The sequence below is a fragment of the Enterovirga rhinocerotis genome (assembly GCF_004363955.1).
Classification (GTDB): Bacteria; Pseudomonadota; Alphaproteobacteria; order Rhizobiales; family Beijerinckiaceae; genus Enterovirga; species Enterovirga rhinocerotis.
On record NZ_SNZR01000017.1, the window covers coordinates 38,503 to 58,240 of the forward strand.

The following is a 19,738-nucleotide window of genomic DNA, read 5'->3' on the forward strand; positions in this document are numbered from 1 at the left end:
TCGCTAACGGCGCTTCTGTCCTCGATGGAGAGGCGGCCCGCCCTCGGCCTCGATCACTTGCTCTTCGCCGCATCCGTCACCAGGGGGCAGTCGCTGGCTTCGAGTGACGTGAAGGCATCGCTCGAGGGAATGACCGCATCGACCTTGTAGTAATCCCATGGCGCCTTGGATTCCTGCTTCGTCTTAACCGTCACCAGGAGGAAGTCGTGCGCGAGCTTGCCGTCGGGGCGCAACCGCGCGCCTTTCGCGAACATGTCGTCCACCGGCACTTCGCGCATGCGCGATACGACGGCATCGGTGGCATCGGTCTTCGTGGCGGCGACTGCCTTGAGGTAGTGCATGGTGGCCGAATACATCCCGGCTTGGGATTCCGTCGGCATCGCGTTGAAGCGTGCGAAGAAGCGCTTGGCGAACGCGCGCGTATCGTCGTTCAGGCCCCAGTACCACGCGGTGGTCGCCGTGAGCCCCTGCATCACGTCCATGCCGGCGGCATGAACGTCGGCAACAGAGAGCAAGGTGGCGATCGGCCGCTGCCCGCCGCCCTGCATGCCGAATTCCTGCCACTGCTTCATGACGTTGACGAGCTGGGTGCCTGCATTGGCAAATGCGACCATCTTCGCCTTCGAGCCCTGAGCCTGCAGCAGGTAGGAGCTGAAATCGGCCTCGCTCATCGGGTGGAACGCCTCACCCACGGTTTTGCCGCCCCTCGCCGTCACCAGTCTCTTGGCGACCTGCACCATGTTCTTGCCGAACTCGAAATCCGCACCGAGGAAGTACCAGGTGTCCTCCGGCCCCTTCGTCAGCGTCTTCACGGGGCCGGACACGAGTGCGTAGGCGTCGTGCACCCAGGAGAAACCCGTCTTGGCGCATTGCTTGCCCGTCAGCTCGGTGGTGCCGATGATGCCGTAGAGGGCGACCTTGTTCCTCTCTCGGATCAGCGTCTGGACCCCGAGCGCGACAGACGAATTCGACACATCGAGAACGGCGTCGATATTGTCCACATCGAGCCAGCGCTTCACCGTGGCGACGCCGACATCCGGCTTGTTCTGATGGTCGGCGACGAGGATCTCCACCCGGATGTCGCCGAGCTGCGGCTTCATATCCTCGACCGCCATCCGGATGGCGAGGACCGATCCGGGGCCGGTCAGCGACGAGAAGGGCCCGGACTGGTCGTTGATGACGCCCAGTTTGACGACCCCGTCCGAAATCTGGCTATGCGCCGGCAGGGCGGCGAGCATCCCGCCAGCCGTGACGCAGGCGACGATCCAGGTGCGGATGGCGGGTATCATGGGACCTCCTTCGTTGGTGCAGGATTGACGGGCCGCAGCACTTACGGACGGCGGGCGGCCGCCTCCGCGATGGCGGCTTCGATCCGCGGGAGCGAGGATTCGAGCGCGGCGCGCGCCCGAGCCTCCCGCTCGGGGCCCGCCTTCTCCGGCGAGCCGCTGTCCAGCGGCGGCTGAGGGTCGTATTCGAGGCCCAGCTGGATCATGCGGGCCGCTTCCTCGCCGGCCAGTTCGCTGGCCAGCGTCAGAGCGAAATCGATCCCCGAGGTCACGCCTCCGCCGGAAAGCCGGTTGCGATCGCGCACGACCCTGGCGGCGACCGGCTCGGCGCCGAACTGAGTGAGGTACGGGCGCCACATCCAGTGGCAGGCCGACCTGTAGCCGGTGATGAGCCCCGCCGCTCCGAGCAGAAGCGAACCATTGCAGACCGACGTCACGTAGCGCGCGCCGGTGCCCTGCCGGCGCAGGAAGGCCATCGTGTCGGGATCGCTCAGCTGCTCCACCACCCCGAAGCCGCCCGGAGCGCACAGGACGTCGAGTTGCGGGCAATCCTCGAACGTGACGGTCGGATTGATGGTGAAACCGACATCCGTCTCGATGGGTTCGAGAGCCTTCCAGACGAGATGCACTTTCGCGCCGGGGACGCGGCTCAGAACTTGTGCCGGCCCCATGAGATCAAGCTGCGTGACCTTCGGAAAGATCAGAAAGCCAATATCGATCGTGGTCATGTCGGAACTCGATGTCATCGCAAGCCCGAATTCTTGACCTCATGCGGGGTGGCGTAAATGACAAACGTCGGCCAATATCCGCCAAATGAGCCTGCCCCTCACCGTCGCGCTCCTGATCTTTCCGCGCTGCCAGGTACTCGACGTCACCGGCCCCGCCATGGTGTTCGAAGCCGGCAACGATGAGGTGGGACGAGCCCATTACGACATCCGGATCCTCTCGGCGCAGGGCGGCGTCGTCCGAACGAGCAGTGCCGTCGCGCTCGTCACGGAACCGGTCTCGGAGCTTCCACCGACATCGATCGACACACTGCTGGTCGCGGGCGGCGACGAGAGCGGCCTCAAGGGACTGGTGGGGGACGAAACGGTCCGCCGATGGAGCGTCGAGGCGAGCCATACGGCGCGACGCTACGGCTCCGTCTGCAGCGGCGCGTATGCGCTGGCGCATTTCGGTCTTCTGGACGGCAAGCGCGTGGCCACGCATTGGTCGACCTGCGCCAGCCTCGCGGAAGCATGGCCGGACGTCGAGGTCGACAGGAACGCCCTGTTCGTCAACGACGGCTCGCTATGGACCTCGGCCGGCGTCACGACCGGCATCGACATGAGCCTCGAGATGGTTGCCGCGGACCTCGGCAACGCCGTCGCTCACGCCATCGCGAAACGCCTCGTGCTCTATGCGCGGCGCCCCGGCTACCAGTCGCAGTTCAGTCCGGTGCTCGATGCCCAGTCCCAGGCGGATGCGCGCTTCGCACCGCTCGTTCAGTGGATGCGCGAGAACCTCGCGCAGCAGCTCGATGTCCCGTGTCTCGCCGACAGAGCCAGGATGTCGGAGCGGACGTTCCTGCGCCGGTTCACTCAGAGCACGGGCGAGACACCAGCGCATTTCGTGGAAACGCTGCGGCTCGACCGAACCCGCACGCTGCTCGCCACAGGCATGCTGCTCAAGGACATCGCGGCCCAGACAGGCTATTCAAGCGCCGCGCAGCTGTCCAAGGCTTTCGAAAGGCGCTTCGGAATGACGCCGACGCTCTTCAGAGAGCTTCATTGCACAAGTCATTCCGGGTAGAAGAGCCTCTCGGATCGCCGGATCGAGGCACGTTCTCCGCGACGCATCGACCGGGCGATGCCGGCCGCTACGCTCCGACGCCCGCCCGATCGCCCTGTCTGAAGAACGACGTCAGCAGGTTTGCGATCTCGTCGAGGCAGGCTTGGCCGATGGACGGCGTGGCGCCACGGGCGTCGCCCAAAATCCCGTTCGGACTGACACTGGCGAAGCCGTCACGCCAGATGACGTCGAGATCCCGCTTCGCGATCGGTCCGAGCCGTCCTGCGGCGGCAAGAGGCATCCTGACCGCAGAGGGATCGATCTCGAGCATGATCGACGTCTCCGCAAGATCGGCGTGGCCGCCGACCCGTTCAGGATCGCCCCCCGCCCGCGCCACCGCGCGGCGCCAGCCGTCGAGCCAAGCATCCGGATCGTGGAAGGCGACCACTTGGGCTCGCCCGGCCACGGCCTCGTTCAACATCGGCAGCGCGGCTTCGAGATGCGGGAAGTTACCGATATGCCCGGAGAAGAAGAGGATCCTGTTGAATCCGTGCCGCGCCAAGCTGACGCAATAATCCCGGCAGATGGCAGCGAATGTCTCGGGCGCAAGCGAAACGGTGCCGGAGAAATCCAGGTGATGCGGCGAGCATCCGACCCGGATCGTCGGCGCGATCAGCGTCTGGCCGAGGGCCATCGCGACACGCCCGGCCAGCGCCTCCGCATGGCGTGCATCCATCGACAGTGCCATGTGCGGCCCGTGCTGCTCGACGGCCCCGCAGGGGACGATGATCCGTCGAGCACCGCCCGCGATCAGATCGGAGACTTCCAGGGTCGTCAGCTTCTCGAGACAGCGTTCTTCTGGCTTCATGACGATGCTCACGACGTCTTTCGGATCGAGACCGCTGAACTGAGCGCAGGCAAGACATGACCTGCTCGTCCGGACTGCATCCGGACCGGACGGCGTGGCGGCATCATACGAGCTGATCGTCCACGCCTTCGGCGAGAAACGCAAGCATTCCGGCAGCGGAAGCCGACGAGGCGATGCCCGAAACGCCGCGATCCGCGTGGCCCGGCGCCCTCGGGAGACGCTCGCTCCCTGCGAAGGAGCGCCGCAAGGGCGCCCCAGGCCGCTTCTGACAGGCGGCAATCTCACGAGCGAGGTGCCGAGGCCTCGCCGGCCGGGCGATCGGCGACGACGTCGAGTCCGCGGAAAACATGAATTTCCGGCATTGCTTTTAAGCGCCGGATTGATAACATGAATTTGAAACTCTTCTTTTTAGACATTCTATTCTTCAGCCCTGCTGTCAGCGCCGTTCCGTCGATCCAGCCGCCGCCACGCGGCGGCCGCGCTCCATCAGGATCTCGACGAGGTGGCTTCGATGTCTGTTTCCGATCGCTCAGAACCCGCACCGGGTCGGGTTTCACCGCGCTGGGCGACCCGGCCAATCCTGCAGGTGCTTCTGCAAGGCTTCCTCGTGGGCGTGTCCGGCACGGCGGTGCTCGCGCAGTCGGCGACACCGGGCGCCGGGGTCGAACTCGCGCCCATCGTCGTCGATCGACCTCAGGCGGCCGCGACCGCCAGACCCGTCGTCAGGCGGACGACCGCGACCCGCGCGGTCTCGGCAAGGCGTCGGAACATCCGCGATCACAGCGCCTCACGAGACGCTCGGCCCATCGCGCCGGCTCAGCCTGTCCCGTCTGCATCGGCCCCCCTTCCGGGCGCGGACCCTGTCCTGCTCGCCCGCCAGCGGCTCGAGGCGATGCCGGGCGGCACCGCCGTCGTTTCGCAGTCTCAGATCCAGGATGAGGGCAACCCGACGATCTCCAAGGCCTTGCGGAGCGTACCGGGCGTCATCGTGCAGGACTTCTTCGGCGGGAACGATCAGCCCCGCATCCAGATCCGCGGGTCCGGCCTCCAGCAGAACCCCGTCGAGCGCGGCATCATGGTTCTTCAGAACGGCCTGCCGATCAACCGGGCCGACGGATCCTACGTGGTCGGCCTCGCCAATCCGAACCAGACGGAGGCGCTCGAGGTCTATCGCGGCTATATCGCCAACCGCCTCGGCGCGACCGTCCTCGGCGGCGCGCTCAACTTCGTCTCGCCGACGGGCTCCTCGGCGCCCGGCGCCCGGTTCACGCTCAGCGGCGGCAGCTACGGCCAGCTCAATGCGGGCCTTCAGGCCGGCTTCCGGCAGGACAATATCGACGGGCTGATCCAGGTCGACCGGTCCCAGCGCGACGGCTACCGCGCCTATAACAGTTCCGAGCGCACGAGCGTCGCCGCGAATGTCGGCGTCGCCTGGGCCGACAACATCAAGACGCGCTTCTTCATCGGCTATACCGATCTCGGCTTCGACGTCGCCGGCCCCCTCACCCGCGACCTCCTCTCGGCCAATCCGCGGCAGGTCTTCACGGGACCGACGGTGACGCCCTCCGGCGCGATCAATCCGGGCCCGAACGTCGTGCGCGACCGGCCGCGGCGGGAGACGAGCCAGTTCCTGATCGGACAGCGGACCTCGGCGACCTTCGGGGCGCACCTCGTCGATTTCGCGCTCGGCTACACCTACACGGACGACATGTTCCGGTTCCCGATCTCCTCGGGCGTGAGGACGACGCGGGGCGGCGATTTCACGACTCTCCTCCGCTACGGCTACAAGCCCGACGAGACGAGCCTCCTGCCGCTGTTCGAAAGCTCGGCCCAGTACACGATCGGGTCGGCGCGGCGCGGGAACTATCTCAATCTCGGCGGGGTCCAGGGGAGCCAGTTCGGGTCCAACGATCTCGATGCCAGCACGCTGTCGCTCTATTCCGGCCTGAACATCCCGATCTGGCCGGCGGTGACGCTGTCGCCGTCCATCTCCTACGCCTATGCGACGCGGGACAACCGGGACACGTTCGGCCTCGCCACCCGGCCGACGGCCGCCTTCAGCCCGGCGAGACCCTACACCCTCTTGCCGAACGGCGCCGTCCCGACGCAGGACACGAGCTACGGGCGCACCTACCAGGGCTGGAGCCCGAGCCTCGCGCTGTCCTACCGCCCGGTCCCAGACCAGACGATCTTCGCGGCCGTCAGCGGCGGCTTCGAGCCGCCGACGCATGACGACCTCCTCGCGACCGTCAACGGCACGCCCAACAGCTCGGCCGGTCGCCCGAACCCCGCCGCGCCCTTCGCGCCGGCCGACGCCTTCCGGACCCCGAACCTCAAGGCGCAGACGGCGACGACGGTCGAGGGGGGCTGGCGCGGGCGCCAGGACAACCTCTCCTGGGACGTCGTCTCCTATTATTCCTGGATCGACAACGAGTTGCTGAGCCTGCGCGATGCCGCCGGCTCGTCCCTCGGCGCGATCAATGCCGGCCGCACGACCCATTTCGGAATCGAAGGCGGCATCGGCGCGAAGCTGACCGACTGGCTCTCGGCGCGCGCGACCTACACCTACCAGGATTTCCGCTTCCAGAACGATCCGATCCGCGGCAACAACCGCCTCGCCGGCGCGCCGCGCCACGTCGTCGGCGCCATGCTGCAGCTTCAGCCGACGGCCGAGTGGAAGATCGTCGGCGCCCTGCGCTGGCAGCCCGAGAAGACGCCCGTCGACAACATGAACACGGTCTATGCGAAGCCGTTCGCCGTGGTCGACCTGAAGACGGAATACCGCATCAACGAGCACTTCACGGTGTTCGGCGAGGTCGGGAACATCTTCAACGAGCGCTATGCCGCGTCGACGCTGATCGTCGACGTCGCGCGCCGCGACCAGGCGGTCTACCTGCCCGGGGACGGCCGCACCTTCTATGCGGGCGTCAGGGCCACCTATTGAGGCGCCCTCTCCCGTCCCTGTGCCGCACAGCATGCCGGGCGCCCGCATCGGGCGGACGCCTCTTTCGCCGGAGTCCATGATGTTGAACCGTCGATCCGTCGTGGCGGGGCTGTCCCTGTCCGCGATCGCGGCGCCGAGCCTCGTGCGCGGCGCCGAACCGCTGACGCTGTGGGGACCACCCGCCGCTCCCTCGCTCGTTCTCGCCGTCGCGGTGCAGAACGGCCTCCTTCGGGACATCGCTCCCTCCGCGAGCTTCAAGTCCTGGCGGAGCCCGGACGAGATGCGGGCGGGGCTCGCCTCCGGGACCATGGAGGCTGTCGTTGTGCCGACCTACGCCGCGTTGAACCTGCATAATCGCGGCCTCGGCATCCGCCTCGCGAACGTCCTCACCGACGGCCTGCTCTACCTCGTCGCGCCGGCCGGGACGGTCCGCGGGCCGGCCGATCTCAAGGGCAAGAAGGTCTCCGTCTCGCTCCGCAACGAGATGCCGGACTTCATCTTCCGGCGCGTGCTCGCCGCCGCGAAGGTCGCGCCAGCGGATCTCACGATCGACTATTCCGGCTCGCCGGCCGAGGTCGGGCAGCTCCTGGTCTCGGGTCAGCTCGATGCAGCGCTGATGTCGGAGCCTGCCTGCACGGCCGTGATCACGCGGGCCGGAATGGCCGGCAAGCCCCTCGAGCGGGCGATCGACACGCGCAAGGCCTGGGCCGCGATCACGGGCCGCGGGGCCATTCCGCAGGCAGGGCTCGCGGCGACCGACAAGCTGACGGCGCGCATCGGCGCCGACGGGCTCGCGGCGATCCAGTCCGCCCTGGCGAAGGCCCTCGACACGATCCGGCAGGACCCCGGCGCAGCCGCGCGGGCGGTCGCCGGCACGATCGACATGCCCGCTCCGGTTCTCGAGCGGTCGATCCCCCACAGCAGCCTCGTCGTGCGACCGGCCTCCGAGGCGAAGGACGACCTCGTGGCCTTGTTCAAGGTCCTCGCCGAGAGCGACCCCCGCATCATCGGCGGCAAGCTTCCGGAGGCGCGGTTCTACGCCTTGTGAGGATCCTCGGAGGCCTTGGAGACGTCGCCGCCTGGCTCGGCCGCTACCTCTGGTCGGGCTGGGCGGGGCTGGCCGGGCTCTGCTGCGTCCTGGCGGCGTGGCAGGTCGGTCACGAGGTATATGGCAGCTTCATCCTGCCCTCACCCCTCGAGACGCTTGCGGCGCTGGTGGCGCTGATGCAGGAGCCGGCCTTCCTCGCGGCCGCGCGCGAGACGGCGTGGCGCGCCTTCGCGGGGTTCGGGCTTGCCGTCGGCCTCGGGACGCTTGCCGGGGCGGTCGCGGGCTATTCCTTCGCCGCGATGCGGCTCATGCGGCCGGTCGTGACCTTCATCCTGGGCGTGCCGCCGATCGCCTGGATCGTGCTCGCGCTGATCTGGTTCGGGCCGACCGGCGGCTCCGCGGTCGTGACCGTGGCGGTCGCCTCGCTGCCGGTCTCCTTCGCCGGAGCGCTGGAAGGCGTCGCGACGCGCGACCGGGCGCTCGACGCGATGGCGCGCTCCTTCGGGGCCGGCTGGTGGCTGAGATTTCGCACGGTGACGCTCCCGCATCTCGTCTCCTACCTGTTCCCGGCCTGGACGACGACGGCGGGCTCGGCCTGGAAGGTGACGGTCATGGCCGAGCTGCTGGCCAATGCGGGGGGGATCGGCGGAGAACTCGCGATCGCCCGCTCGCTGTTCGACATCCCGCGCGTGATGGCGATCGTCGTCGCGGTCGTCCTGTTCGCGCTCGCGACGGAATACGGCCTGATCCAGCCGGTGCGCGACAGGCTGGAGGCCTGGCGCAAGGCGGGCCAGCCCTGGGGCGTCAGGCCATGAGGCTCGCGCTCGACCATATCGGCCACGGCTTCCTCGGCCGACCCGTCATCGAGGATCTGAGCCTCAGTCTCGCGGCCGGCGAGATCGCGGCCCTTGTCGGCCCCTCCGGCAGCGGCAAGACGACGATCCTCCAGATCGCGGCCGACCTGATCGAGCCGCTGAGCGGACGCGTGCGGCGGCACTATCGCCGGCACGCCGTGGTGTTCCAGGAGCCGCGCCTCCTGCCCTGGATGACCGCGTGCGACAACATCGCCTACGGCCTGCGCGCCAGCGGCACGCCGCTCCGCGCGCGGCGGGAGGCCGCCGAACGGCGCGCCCGCGACGTCGGCCTCGCGCCGGAGGACCTTGCGAAGTATCCGGCGGAGATGTCGGGCGGGATGCGCCAGCGCGCGGCCGTCGCGCGCGCCCTCGCCGTCGATCCCGACGTGATCTTCTTCGACGAACCCTTCACGGCGGTCGATGTCGGGCTGAAGCGCAGCTTGCAGGACCTCGTCGTCGCGGCGGCGCAGCGCGAGCACTTCGCCGCGCTCTTCGTCACGCACGACCTCGCCGAGGCCGCCCGGATCGCTCATCGCGTGATCGTCCTCTCGGCCGAGACGCTCGGCATCGGCACCGAGATCCCGATCGCCACGCCGATGGCCGAGCGAACGGACCGTGCCGTCTTCGAAACCGTCGAAGCCTGGTCGCGCGATCCGCGCCTCGCCGAGCTCTTCGACGGCGACCGGGACGGCCAGCCATGAGCGCGCGCTGCCACGACACCGGAACGCCGGCATCGGGTCCGCAGATCCTGTCGGAGGGCCTGCGGCTGTTCTTCCCGGCCGCAGCCGGGCTCGCCGTGCTGTCGCCCCTCGTCTGGGCGTCCCTGTTCGGGCTGGGCCTGCCCTTCGGCGGGGACGTTCCGCCGAGCCAGTGGCACGCGCATGAGATGCTGTTCGGCGTCTATGCGGCGGCGCTCGCCGGCTTCCTCACCTCCGCCGTCGCGGAATGGACCGATACGCCCGCGCGACGGGGGCGGCACCTCGTGCTCCTTTTCGCTCTGTGGCTTCCGGGACGCCTCGTTGGGCTCCTCGGCCTCGCGCCGTTCACGGTCGTGGCCGGCCTCACCGACCTCGCCTTCCTCGGTCTTCTCTTCTGGTACGTGGTCTCGGCCCTGATCGCCCGGGGCAGTTCGCGCCACAGCTCCTTCGCGCTCTGGATCGGCCTCCTGTGGCTCGCCGAACTCGGGATCAGGCTGGCCTGGCTCACCGGCAGGATCGATCTGTCGGGGCGCCTGCTCCATGCCGTCGTCGCGGTCTTCGTGATCTTCTTCTCGCTCGCCCTGGCGCGGATCAACGTGGTCGTGATCAACCTCGCCCTCGATCCGAGCGGCAAGACGAGCCGCTACCGCCCTCACCCGGGACGCCAGAACCTCACGGCAGGCCTCGTCGCGCTCTATGCCGTGGCAGCTTTCGCGGCGCCGGATTCGGCTGCTCCCGCCTATCTCGCGCTGGCGGCGGGCGCCGCCTTCTTCGACCGCCTGGCAGAATGGTTCATCGGCCGGGCGGTGCTGCGGAGCCACGTCCTCGCACTGGGCGGCGCGACGGCGCTGGCGGGGATCGGCTTCACGATGATCGGCCTTGCGGGGCTCGGAGCGCCGATCGCACCGAATACCGGATACCACGTCCTGTCGGTCGCCTGTCTCGGTCTCGCGGTGCTGGCGGTCTTCGTGATCGCGGGTCTGCGCCACACGGGGCAGGCACTCGATCTGCCCTGGCAGGCGCACGCCGCCTTCGCGCTGATGGCGCTCGCCGCCGCGGCCCGCGTGCTTCCGGAGATCGGGCTCGGGGCCGGCCTCGCCGGCACGCATTACCTGATCGCGGCCCTGCTGTGGTCGGCCGCGTTCGGGATCTGGCTCTGGGGCTTCCTGCCGGCTCTGGCCGGACGCAGCGACGACGCCTCGTCTTGACCGGGGCCGCGAGGCTCGCCCCCCGTCACGGCGCGGCGTGTTCGACGCGGCGCTCCGCAGGGGATGCAGCCCCCTCGCCCGCGCGGAGCGGGACGATGCGGGTCGTATCCTCCCCGCGATGGAAGGCGAGGCTGAGCCGGAAGCTCTGCGCGACCCTCTCGGCCCGATCGACGAACAGGGCCGCCGTCCGAGGATGACAGATCGCCTCGACGGTCTCGCGGAACAGGGCGAGCCAGCGGATGAAATGGGCGTCGCCGAGGCCGGGCAGCGCCATGTGCTTCGGAACGGGCCGGCCCTGGAAGCGCCCGGTTCCGAGCAGCAGGGAGGACCAGAAATCGTACATCGTGCGCAGGTGGATCGGCCAGCGCTCGGCCGGGATCGCCGCCGAGAAGACGGGTTCGAGGAGACGGTCGGCCCGGATCCGATCGTAGAAGGCGTCGACGACGCGTCTCACGACCTCTTCGTCGAGACCCGGAGGGGCCACCTTGCCCGGCACCTTGGCGATCAGAGGCTCCTTCGCACTCGCGGCGGTCGCAGCCTGGATCCATTCGTCCTCGCCCGACGCCTCCGAACCCGGCGCGGGGCTCTCGCCGAAATAGGCGACGTCGAACCGGACCGGCCCCGCGAGCTCGACCCGGCAGGGCTGGCGCGGACACATGATCCCGTCCCGCCCCGCCTCGATCACCTGATCCCGGCCGCTCTCGAGGAAGCGCAGCGTCAGGCGTCCTTCCGTGACCCGGATGCGCCCCCAGATGCCGGACTTCAGCTCGTAGGGGTCCAGCATGGCGGGCGGGATCGTCTCCGCGTCGAGAAGAGGGCTCGTGCGGAGCAGCCGCAAGGCGGGCATGGAGCTGGCTGACATGGAGCTGGCGGACGTCATCGGCCGATACCATCGAGGGGGCGGCCGGCCCCTGCCAGCCGCTGCAGGCTGGACTTAGGCCCGAATTGATGAATTATACAATCATGTTTTTTGTCGCGATCGACCAAGCCCATTCGCGCCCTGTGCGTGGACACGGCCCGGCCATTCGACGATGGTCTCGGCCTTGACACGGATCGGCTGCGGCCAGCGACCCGGACGCCCATGCGCCTGACAAGCTTCTCGGACTTCTCGCTCCGGCTTCTTCTGTATGCCGCCCAGCATCCCGATCGCCTGATCACGATCGAGGAAGCCGCGACCGCCTACGACATCTCGAGGACCCACCTGACGAAGGTCGCGAACCATCTCACGCGGACCGGCTTCATGAAGGCCGTGCGGGGTCGGTCCGGAGGCCTGCTTCTGGCCCGCCCCCCGGAGACGATCCGCCTCGGGGAGGTGTTGAGGACGACCGAACCGGATTTCGCGATCGTCGAGTGTTTCGGGGATCTGGAAGCCTGCAATCTCAGCGCCTCGTGCCGTCTGCGGGGCGTGATCTCGGACGCACTCGCCTCGTTCCTCGACACGATGGACCGCCATACGGTGAGCGACCTCGTGGCGTCCCCGGCCGAACCGGCCGCGCGGACGGCCGCCTGACGCGCCATGACGCCCGGGTCCTCCGCGCCGCGGCACGATACGGCACGACACGACACGAGCCCTCGGAGCCTCATTCGGCCGGGCCATTGCGAGACCGCCCCATGACCTTTCCCGCCTTCTTCGATCAGGCTCCGACGATCACCCTGCGCGACCCGCTCGCGGCGTTCCTCGGCTCGTCCGAGGACGGATTGATGACCTACGGCTACGGCGACGCCGTCCGCCTCGCGGGACATTCCTGTCCGGTCGTGGCGGGGGCCTATCTGCTGGCGCTGAATGGACTCGCCTGGCTCTACGAGGACGAGATGCCGGAGCGCGGCGGCGTCGAGGTCCATTTCCGGGCCGAGCAGGACGAGGGCAATATCGGGGTGTCGGCCTCCGTCGTGACGCTGGTGACGGGGGCGGCGGCGGAAGCCGGGTTCGGGGGCATCGGCCCCACGGCGCGCTTCGCTCGCCGGGGCCTCCTGACGTTCGGAGCGCCGATCGAGGGGTTCGTGGCCTTTCGCCGCCGCGACACGGGCAAGGGCGTCGTGCTCGACATCAACACCGAAAGCGTGCCCCACGCGCCCGGGATCGCGTCGCTGATGCAGCGTGCGGTCTCCGGTACGGCCGATCCGTCCGAATCCGCGACCTTCAGCCGGCTCTGGCAGGATCGCGTCCGTCGCATGCTGCTCGAGCATGCCGACGACCCGAAATTCATTCACGTCTACGATTGGGTCTCCCGACCGTAGACGCGTCGAAACGGGAGACGGAAGGTCAGCCTCCCCGGCGCCGCCGGAGCGGCGGAGCGGCGGCGCTCGCCGGCTGCACGATGTCGGTGGCGATCTCGCGCGCTCCGATGAAGAAGCCCCGCACGGCATCCTCGACGATCCCTTCGAGCGCGCGTGGAGTCCCCGTGCCGTACACGTAGCGCCGGATGGCGAGGTAGAAGATGCGGCCGTGCAGGCCCCAGAACATCTCGGTCTCCCGTTCCGTCAGGGGCCGCTCGGCGGTGTCCGGCAGGCCGAGTTCCTCGCGCAGCTCCAGGCAGGCCGGTTCGATCAGTTCGCGGCGCACGATGTCGAGATAGCGCCCCGTGATGTCGAAGCCCCGGAGCCCCGAGAAGACGAAGATCCTGACCCAGTCGTGGTCGAAGACTCGGCCGACATAGTCCCGGTAGAATTGCTGGAGCCGTTCTTCCAAGGGACGCGAGCGATCGACGATCAGCCCGGCCCAGGACGGGTGCCAGCGGCTCAGATAGACCTGCTGGTAGACCCGTTCGATCAGCGCTTCCTTGCTCGGGAAGTGCCGGTAGATCGCGGAATGGGTGATGCCCATCCGCTTGGCGAGTTCACGGGTCTGACCCTCGAAACCCTGCTCGGCGAAGAAGCGGATCGCCTCGTCCAGAATGGCCTGTTCCCGCTCCGGGGCCCGCATGTTGCGCCGCCTCGGGCGGGGTGTCTCCGTCTGGTCGCTCGTCTCGGACATGTCTCGCTCGCTATATCCGTAGCAATATAACGTATTGATCTCACGGCGCAAATTTGTGACCAGCCGGTCTTTTTAAGTTGACGCGTTCCAGATGTCGTGCATTCTTTTGAGACCGGATGGTCACAAAAATCCGGACGGGAAACGCAGCACGGAGTCCGGCGTCCTTGAAGGCCCAGGCGTTCAGCTATGTTCGGCCGGCGACGATCGCGCAGGCCCTCGACGCCTTTGCCGGGGCGGACGGGGCCGCGACCTATATCGCAGGCGGCCAGAGCCTCGTTCCCGCCATGGCGCTGCGCCTCCAGGCGCCGGAGCTGCTGATCGACATCGCGCATCTCGCGGAGCTGCGCGGCATCGCGCTCGACGAAGACGGCGGGCTGCGGCTCGGGGCCCTCACCCGCCATGCAGAGGCGCATGACGATCCGCTGATCGCGGCCCACGCGCCGCTCCTCGCCCTGGCGGCCCCCTTCGTCGCCCATCCCGCCATCCGCAACCGCGGCACGCTCGGCGGCAGCGTCGCGCTGGCCGATCCCGCCTCCGAATTCCCGGCGATGATGCTCGCGCTCGGCGCGACGATCGAGGTCGCAGGCCCCGAGGGGACGCGCCGCATCGCCGCCGAGGACTTCTTCCAGGATCTGTACCAGACGACGATGGAGCCCGGAGAACTCCTCGTCGCCTTCCATATCCCGGCGGCAAGGCCCGGCGATCGCTGCGTCTTCGACGAACTGGCCCGGCGGCGCGGCGACTACGCCCTCGTCGGCTGCGGCGTGAAACTGGCGATGCCGGCGGGCACGGTGGACGAAGCCCGCATCGCCTTCCTCGCGGTCGGGCCGATCCCGACACGGGCCCGCAACGCCGAGGACGCGCTGGCGGGCACGCGCCTCGACGCGGAGGGGATCCGCGCCGCCCAGGCGGCGCTCGGGGCCGATCTCGATCCGCAGGACGACGACCAGGTGCCGGGCGCGATGCGCCTCCACCTCGCCCGCGTCCTCCTCGGCCGGCTGCTCGGCCGGCTCGCGAGCGCGCCATGACCGCGCCTGTCGCCATCACCCTCACCGTGAACGGGGAGCGGCTGACCCGGCTCGCCGAGCCGCGCGAGACGCTGGCCGACTTCCTGCGCCGCGATCTCGGGCTGACCGGCACGCATCTCGGCTGCGAAATGGGCGTCTGCGGCGCCTGCCTCGTCATGCTGGACGGCACGCCCGTCCATTCCTGCCTGAGCTTCGCCGTCCAGGCGGACGGAAGCGCGGTCGAGACGATCGAAGGCCTGACCGAGAGTGCCGCCGTCACGGACCTGCAGCAAGCCTTCCATGAGCGCAACGCGCTGCAATGCGGCTTCTGCACGCCCGGGATGCTGGTGACGGCGCAGGGCCTGCTCGCGCGCAAGGCGTCCCCGAGCCGCGAGGAGATCCGGGACGCGCTCTCCGGCAATTACTGCCGCTGCACGGGCTACGAGGCGATCGTGGATGCGATCGAGACCGTCGCACGCCGGCGCGCCGCCTCCCGCGAGGAGTTGCCGGCATGAACGCTCCCCTCGGCGCGCTCGACCGTCCCAATTCCTATATCGGCCGCTCGGTCTCGCGCCCGAATGCGAAGCGCCTTCTCGCCGGGCGCGGGCGTTACGTCACCGATCTCGCCCTGCCGCGGATGCTGCACGCGGCCTTCCTGCGCAGCCCCTACGTCCATGCGCGCATCGTCTCGATCGACACGGAGGCGGCGCGCGCCATGCCGGGCGTCCGGCTCGTCGCGACGGGCGCCGATCTCGCGGCGCTCTGCACCCCGTGGACCGGGACGCTCGACCACTTCAAGGGCATGAAATCGGCGCCGCAGCATCCGCTGCCGCTGGACGAGGTGACGTGGTCGGGCCAGGCCGTGGTCGCTGTCGTCGCCGAGAGCCGCGCCGAGGCCGAGGATGCGCTCGGCGCGATCGAGATCGCCTTCGAGGACCTGCCGGCGGTGGCCGATCTCGACGCGGCGCTCCGCCCGGATGCCGACCGGGCGGCGAACGGTGCCGAGGACAATCTCTGCTTCCGCGCCCGGCTCGACACCGGAGACGTCGAGGATCGCTTCGCGGCGGCCGCCCATGTGGTCGAGGAGGAGTTCCGCTTCGGCCGCCACACCGCCGTCACGCTCGAGCCGCGCGCCATCCTCGCCGATTGGGACGCGAGCGAGGGCAAGCTCACCGTCCACCACGCCACCCAGACGCCCTATCAGTTCCAGGACCTCTATTCGCGCCATTACGGCATCCCCGAAGCGAATGTCCGCGTGATCGCGCCGGATATCGGCGGCTCCTTCGGCATGAAGCTCCATGTCTATCACGAGGACATGGCGGTGATCGGCCTCAGCATGCTGTGCGCCCGGCCGGTGAAGTTCGTGGCGGACCGCCTCGAATCCTTCGTCTCGGACATCCATGCCCGCGACCATCGCGTCCGCGCCCGCATGGCCGTCGACGCATCCGGCGAGATCCTCGCCATGGATGTCGACGACGCGACCGCGATCGGGGCGTTCTCGACCTATCCGCGCACCAGCGCCGTCGAGGGCAACCAGGTCATCCGGCTGATGGGCGCGCCCTACCGCTTCCGCAGCTACCGGGCGGAGCTCTCCGTCGTCTTCCAGAACAAGGTCCAGACGAGCCAGTACCGAGCGGTCGGCCATCCGATCGCCTGCGCCGTCACCGAACGCCTCGTCGACATGGCGGCGGAGCGGCTCGGCCTCGACCCGGCCGAGATCCGCGCCCGCAACCTCATTCCGGACGATGCCTATCCCTGCGACTCGCCGACGGGTTACAAGTTCGAGGCGCTCTCTCATCAGGAGAGCCTCGCGCGCCTCAAGGCGCTGATGGATTACGACGGGCTGCGGGCCGAGCAGGCGACGCTCCGCGCTCGCGGCGTCCATCGCGGCATCGGCATCGCGAGCTTCGTCGAGATCTCCAATCCGAGCCCCGCCTTCTACGGCATCGGCGGCGCCCGCATCTCGGCGCAGGACGGGGCCGTCGTCAGCGTCACGCCCTCGGGCGAGGTGCGCTGCGCGATCTCCGTCACCGAGCAGGGCCAGGGCACCGAGACCATCGTCGGCCAGATCGTCGCCGACCAGCTCGGCGTGCCGCGCGAGCGCGTGCGTGTGACGACGGGCGATACCGAGACGACGCCGCATGGCGGCGCCACCTGGGCCTGCCGCGGCGCGGGGATCGGCGGGGAGACGGCCCTCCAGGCCGCGCGGCGGCTGCGCAGCAACATCCTCTCGCTCGCCGGCACGATCCTGCAGGCGAAGCCGGCCGATCTCGACCTGCGCGACGGAATCGTCGTCGAAGCCTCGAGCGGCAGCGAGCGGATCGCGCTCTCCGAGCTCGCCCGCATCGCCTATTTCCGCTCCGACACGCTGCCGCCGGACACGAGCGCCCAGCTCACCGTCGCGCATCACTACGCGCCGCAAGGATACCCCTTCGCCTTCACCAACGGCATCCAGGGCTGCCATGTCGAGCTCGATGCCGAGACCGGCTTCGTGACGATCCTCAAGCATTGGGTCGTCGAGGATTGCGGCCGCATCATCAATCCGCTGCTGGTCGACGAGCAGATCCGCGGCGGGGTGGTGCAGGGGCTCGGCGCCGCCTTCTTCGAGGAATGCCGCTACGACGAGGACGGCCAGCTCACCAACGGCTCGCTCGCCGATTACCTCGTGCCGATGGCGTGCGAGATGCCGGACATCGTGGTCGGCCATATCGAGACCCCCACGGCGGACACCGTGCTCGGCGCCAAGGGCTGCGGCGAGGCCGGAACGGCCGCCTCGTCCGCGGCCGCCCTCAACGCCGTCAACGACGCCATGCGCCCCTTCGGCGCGAGCATCGCGCAACTCCCGATGACGCCGACGCGCATTCTCGCGGCGCTCGGACAATTCTGACCGGACGTTCCGACCCAAAAAAGCGACGACAGGAGGGAAACATGACCCAGGGCTTCTCACCGACATCGACCCGCCGCGGCACGCTCGCCGGCATCGCCGCAGGCGCCGCGACCCTCGCCATGCCGAGGATCGCGCGGGCCCAGAGCGAGATCATCCGCATCGGCTTCCCGACGCCGCTCACCGGCCCCTTCGCGGCTGAGGCGAAGGACCAGGTCAAGAGCGCCGAACTCGCGGTCAAGCAGATCAACGACAAGGGCGGCGTTGCCGGCCGCAAGGTCGAGCTTCTCGTCCGCGACGACAAGCTCAATGCCGGCGAGGCCGCGACCCGCACGCTCGAGCTCATCGAGAAGGACAAGGTCCACGCCATCGTCGGCGCCTTGTCGAGCGCCGTCCAGCTCGCCGTGAACGAGGTGACGCGCGCCCGCGGCGTGATCTACGTCTCGATCAGCCAGTCGGACACGATCAACGAAGTCAAGGATTTCAGCCGCTTCACCTTCCACGAGGCGCTGAACCCGCACATGACGACGGCGGCCGTCGCCAAGCACACCTTCAAGAAGGGCTCGAAGATCGCCTATCTCGTGGCCGACTATGCCTATGGCCACGAGATGCTGCGGGGCTTCAAGCGGGCGCAGGAAGCCCTCGGCGCGACCTCCGTCGGCGAGATCCTCCACCCCTTCGGCGCCGCCGACTACTCGACCTTCATGCCGCGCCTGCGCTCCATGCGCCCGGACATCCTGTGCATCTGCAATTTCGGGCGCGACCAGGCGAACGCGATCAAGCAGGCGGTCGATTTCGGCATGAACCGGCAAGCGCGCATCGTCGTGCCGGTGCTGCTGCACAACCAGCGCCTCGCCATCGGGCCCGAGGCCTTCGACGGCGTGGTCGGCGGCGCGAACTATTACTGGGGGCTCGAGGACACGATCCCGAGCGCCAAGGCCTTCAACGACGCCTTCAAGGCGGCCCATGACGGCGCCTACCCCACCGATTACGGCGCCTACGGCTATACCGGCGTCTATTCGCTCCTCCTCGCCATGCAGAAGGCGGGCGGCACCGAGACCGACAAGGTCATCGCCGCCCTGGAGGAGCTCAAATACGACGTCGCCAAGGGGCCACAGCATTATCGCAAATGCGATCACCAGTCGGTGCAGTCCGTCCTTGTCCTGGAATCGAAGAAGAAGGGCGAGATGAAGAATCCGGCCGACCTCTTCAAGGTGCTCGCGACCGAACCCGCCTCCGAGGACATCCTGCGCACCTGCAAGGAACTCGGCTTCCCGGCCTGACCGTGAGGACCGGACACGTCATGAGGGTCCCCTGATGGATGCCGAACTCATCGCGATGCAGCTCTTCTCGGGCATCGCGCTCGGGGCGATCCTGATCATGGTCGCGCTCGGCCTGTCGATCATCTTCGGCATGCTGGGCGTCGTGAACTTCGCCCACGGGGCGCTGTTCATGGTCGGCGCCTATGCGGGGCTCTGGGTCGCCTCGCGCACCGGCAGCTTCTGGTGGGGGCTGCTCGTCGCCCCCATCGCCATCGGCCTGTTCGGCATCCTGATCGAGCGCGTTCTGATCCGCCCGCTCTACGGCCGCTCGGTGGACGATCCCCTGCTCCTGACCTTCGGGCTCGGCTACGTGCTGGTCGAGGCGGTGCGCATCGTCTTCGGCAGCGACGGCATCCCCTTCCAGACGCCTCCCGAACTCTCGGGCGTCGCCGATCTCGGGATCGGCTTCTTCCCCGTCTACCGGCTCTTCGTCGTCGGCGTCGTCGCGATCGTCCTCGTCCTCCTCTGGCTCGGCCTCGAGAAGACGAAGTTCGGCCTCATCGTCCGCGCCGGCGCCAAGGACCCGCAGATCATGCGCGTGCTCGGCGTCGACATCGCGAAGGTCTGGCTTCTCGTCTTCGGGCTCGGCGTCGGCCTGACCGCCCTCGGCGGCGTGCTCGCCGCGCCGATGCGCAACGTCAATCCGGAGATGGGCGCGCTGGTCCTCGCCGAGGCCTTCGTCGTGACCGTGATCGGCGGAATGGGCTCGCTGCTCGGGGCGGTGGTCGCGGGACTCCTCGTCGGCGTCGCGATCAGCATGACGGCGCTGGTCGCGCCCGAAATGGCGACCATCGTCATGTTCGCGCTGATGGCGGCGGTGCTGCTGGTCCGGCCGCAGGGCCTGTTCGGCAAGAAGAGCCGGGCTTGAGAGGATG

At 68.7% G+C, this 19,738-nt stretch carries 18 protein-coding genes; 13 read left to right on the plus strand and 5 right to left on the minus strand.

Going from position 1 to position 19,738, the window contains the following annotated elements; translation table 11 throughout:
• Nucleotides 1–53 precede the first annotated feature (53 nt).
• Both EV668_RS22175 and EV668_RS22180 read right to left on the minus strand, forming a co-directional pair.
• Nucleotides 54–1,238, minus strand: coding sequence for an ABC transporter substrate-binding protein (locus EV668_RS22175; protein WP_245513364.1), 1,185 nt, complete (start codon nucleotides 1,236–1,238; stop codon nucleotides 54–56).
• A 92-nt stretch (nucleotides 1,239–1,330) separates the two neighbouring features.
• Entirely contained in the window at nucleotides 1,331–2,014 is a 684-nt protein-coding gene (locus EV668_RS22180; RefSeq protein ID WP_133774302.1) for a DJ-1/PfpI family protein, read from the minus strand.
• Nucleotides 2,015–2,099: 85 nt separating this feature from the next.
• Between EV668_RS22180 and EV668_RS22185 the strand changes: the two genes are divergently transcribed.
• Nucleotides 2,100–3,077, plus strand: a complete 978-nt coding sequence (locus EV668_RS22185; protein ID WP_133774304.1) for a GlxA family transcriptional regulator — start codon at nucleotides 2,100–2,102, stop codon at nucleotides 3,075–3,077.
• 67 nt (nucleotides 3,078–3,144) lie between these two features.
• Here the strand turns inward: EV668_RS22185 and EV668_RS22190 are convergent, their stop codons facing one another.
• Nucleotides 3,145–3,936, minus strand: coding sequence for a creatininase family protein (locus tag EV668_RS22190; RefSeq protein ID WP_245513365.1), 792 nt, complete (start codon nucleotides 3,934–3,936; stop codon nucleotides 3,145–3,147).
• A 499-nt stretch (nucleotides 3,937–4,435) separates the two neighbouring features.
• On the opposite strand from EV668_RS22190, the gene EV668_RS22195 reads away from it, so the two are divergent.
• The 5 genes from EV668_RS22195 to EV668_RS22215 all read left to right on the plus strand — a co-directional run bounded on the left by EV668_RS22195 (nucleotide 4,436) and on the right by EV668_RS22215 (nucleotide 10,676).
• Nucleotides 4,436–6,868 carry a TonB-dependent receptor family protein gene (locus EV668_RS22195; RefSeq protein WP_133774306.1) on the plus strand — a complete coding sequence of 811 codons (2,433 nt, stop codon included), beginning with the start codon at nucleotides 4,436–4,438 and terminating at the stop codon, nucleotides 6,866–6,868.
• Nucleotides 6,869–6,947: 79 nt separating this feature from the next.
• Nucleotides 6,948–7,916 (plus strand): ABC transporter substrate-binding protein, encoded by a 969-nt coding sequence (locus tag EV668_RS22200; RefSeq protein ID WP_166652593.1) that lies wholly within the window; start codon nucleotides 6,948–6,950, stop codon nucleotides 7,914–7,916.
• Entirely contained in the window at nucleotides 7,913–8,731 is an 819-nt protein-coding gene (locus tag EV668_RS22205) for an ABC transporter permease (protein WP_245513366.1), read from the plus strand. Before EV668_RS22200 ends, EV668_RS22205 begins: the two co-directional genes overlap by 4 nt.
• Nucleotides 8,728–9,471, plus strand: coding sequence for an ABC transporter ATP-binding protein (locus EV668_RS22210; RefSeq protein ID WP_133774310.1), 744 nt, complete (start codon nucleotides 8,728–8,730; stop codon nucleotides 9,469–9,471). Before EV668_RS22205 ends, EV668_RS22210 begins: the two co-directional genes overlap by 4 nt.
• A complete protein-coding gene (locus tag EV668_RS22215; RefSeq protein ID WP_133774312.1) occupies nucleotides 9,468–10,676 on the plus strand; it encodes an NnrS family protein in 1,209 nt (402 codons plus the stop codon). Before EV668_RS22210 ends, EV668_RS22215 begins: the two co-directional genes overlap by 4 nt.
• A gap of 25 nt (nucleotides 10,677–10,701) precedes the next feature.
• On the opposite strand, the gene EV668_RS22220 is transcribed toward EV668_RS22215, so the two are convergent.
• Complete coding sequence (locus EV668_RS22220; RefSeq protein ID WP_166652594.1) at nucleotides 10,702–11,538, minus strand: TehB-like domain-containing protein; 837 nt, start codon at nucleotides 11,536–11,538, stop codon at nucleotides 10,702–10,704.
• 219 nt (nucleotides 11,539–11,757) lie between these two features.
• Here EV668_RS22220 and EV668_RS22225 point away from each other — a divergent pair, with 219 nt between their 5' ends.
• Nucleotides 11,758–12,186, plus strand: coding sequence for an Rrf2 family transcriptional regulator (locus EV668_RS22225; RefSeq protein WP_133774316.1), 429 nt, complete (start codon nucleotides 11,758–11,760; stop codon nucleotides 12,184–12,186).
• Nucleotides 12,187–12,287: 101 nt separating this feature from the next.
• A complete protein-coding gene (locus tag EV668_RS22230) occupies nucleotides 12,288–12,914 on the plus strand; it encodes a hypothetical protein (RefSeq protein ID WP_133774318.1) in 627 nt (208 codons plus the stop codon).
• 25 nt (nucleotides 12,915–12,939) lie between these two features.
• On the opposite strand, the gene EV668_RS22235 is transcribed toward EV668_RS22230, so the two are convergent.
• Nucleotides 12,940–13,599 (minus strand): TetR/AcrR family transcriptional regulator, encoded by a 660-nt coding sequence (locus tag EV668_RS22235; RefSeq protein WP_133774627.1) that lies wholly within the window; start codon nucleotides 13,597–13,599, stop codon nucleotides 12,940–12,942.
• A gap of 215 nt (nucleotides 13,600–13,814) precedes the next feature.
• Here EV668_RS22235 and EV668_RS22240 point away from each other — a divergent pair, with 215 nt between their 5' ends.
• The 5 genes from EV668_RS22240 to EV668_RS22260 are packed head-to-tail and all read left to right on the plus strand — an operon-like array spanning nucleotide 13,815 to nucleotide 19,731.
• Nucleotides 13,815–14,678: an FAD binding domain-containing protein gene (locus tag EV668_RS22240; RefSeq protein WP_133774320.1), complete on the plus strand. Its 864-nt coding sequence runs from the start codon at nucleotides 13,815–13,817 to the stop codon at nucleotides 14,676–14,678.
• A complete protein-coding gene (locus EV668_RS22245) occupies nucleotides 14,675–15,172 on the plus strand; it encodes a (2Fe-2S)-binding protein (RefSeq protein ID WP_133774322.1) in 498 nt (165 codons plus the stop codon). Before EV668_RS22240 ends, EV668_RS22245 begins: the two co-directional genes overlap by 4 nt.
• Nucleotides 15,169–17,544: a xanthine dehydrogenase family protein molybdopterin-binding subunit gene (locus EV668_RS22250; protein WP_133774323.1), complete on the plus strand. Its 2,376-nt coding sequence runs from the start codon at nucleotides 15,169–15,171 to the stop codon at nucleotides 17,542–17,544. The genes EV668_RS22245 and EV668_RS22250 overlap by 4 nt, the downstream gene beginning before the upstream one ends.
• 41 nt (nucleotides 17,545–17,585) lie before the next feature.
• The gene (locus tag EV668_RS22255) at nucleotides 17,586–18,824 is read left to right on the plus strand and encodes an ABC transporter substrate-binding protein (protein ID WP_133774325.1); all 1,239 of its coding nucleotides are present in this window, start codon (nucleotides 17,586–17,588) and stop codon (nucleotides 18,822–18,824) included.
• Nucleotides 18,825–18,858: 34 nt separating this feature from the next.
• Nucleotides 18,859–19,731 carry a branched-chain amino acid ABC transporter permease gene (locus EV668_RS22260; protein WP_133774328.1) on the plus strand — a complete coding sequence of 291 codons (873 nt, stop codon included), beginning with the start codon at nucleotides 18,859–18,861 and terminating at the stop codon, nucleotides 19,729–19,731.
• The last annotated feature ends 7 nt before the right edge of the window (nucleotides 19,732–19,738 follow it).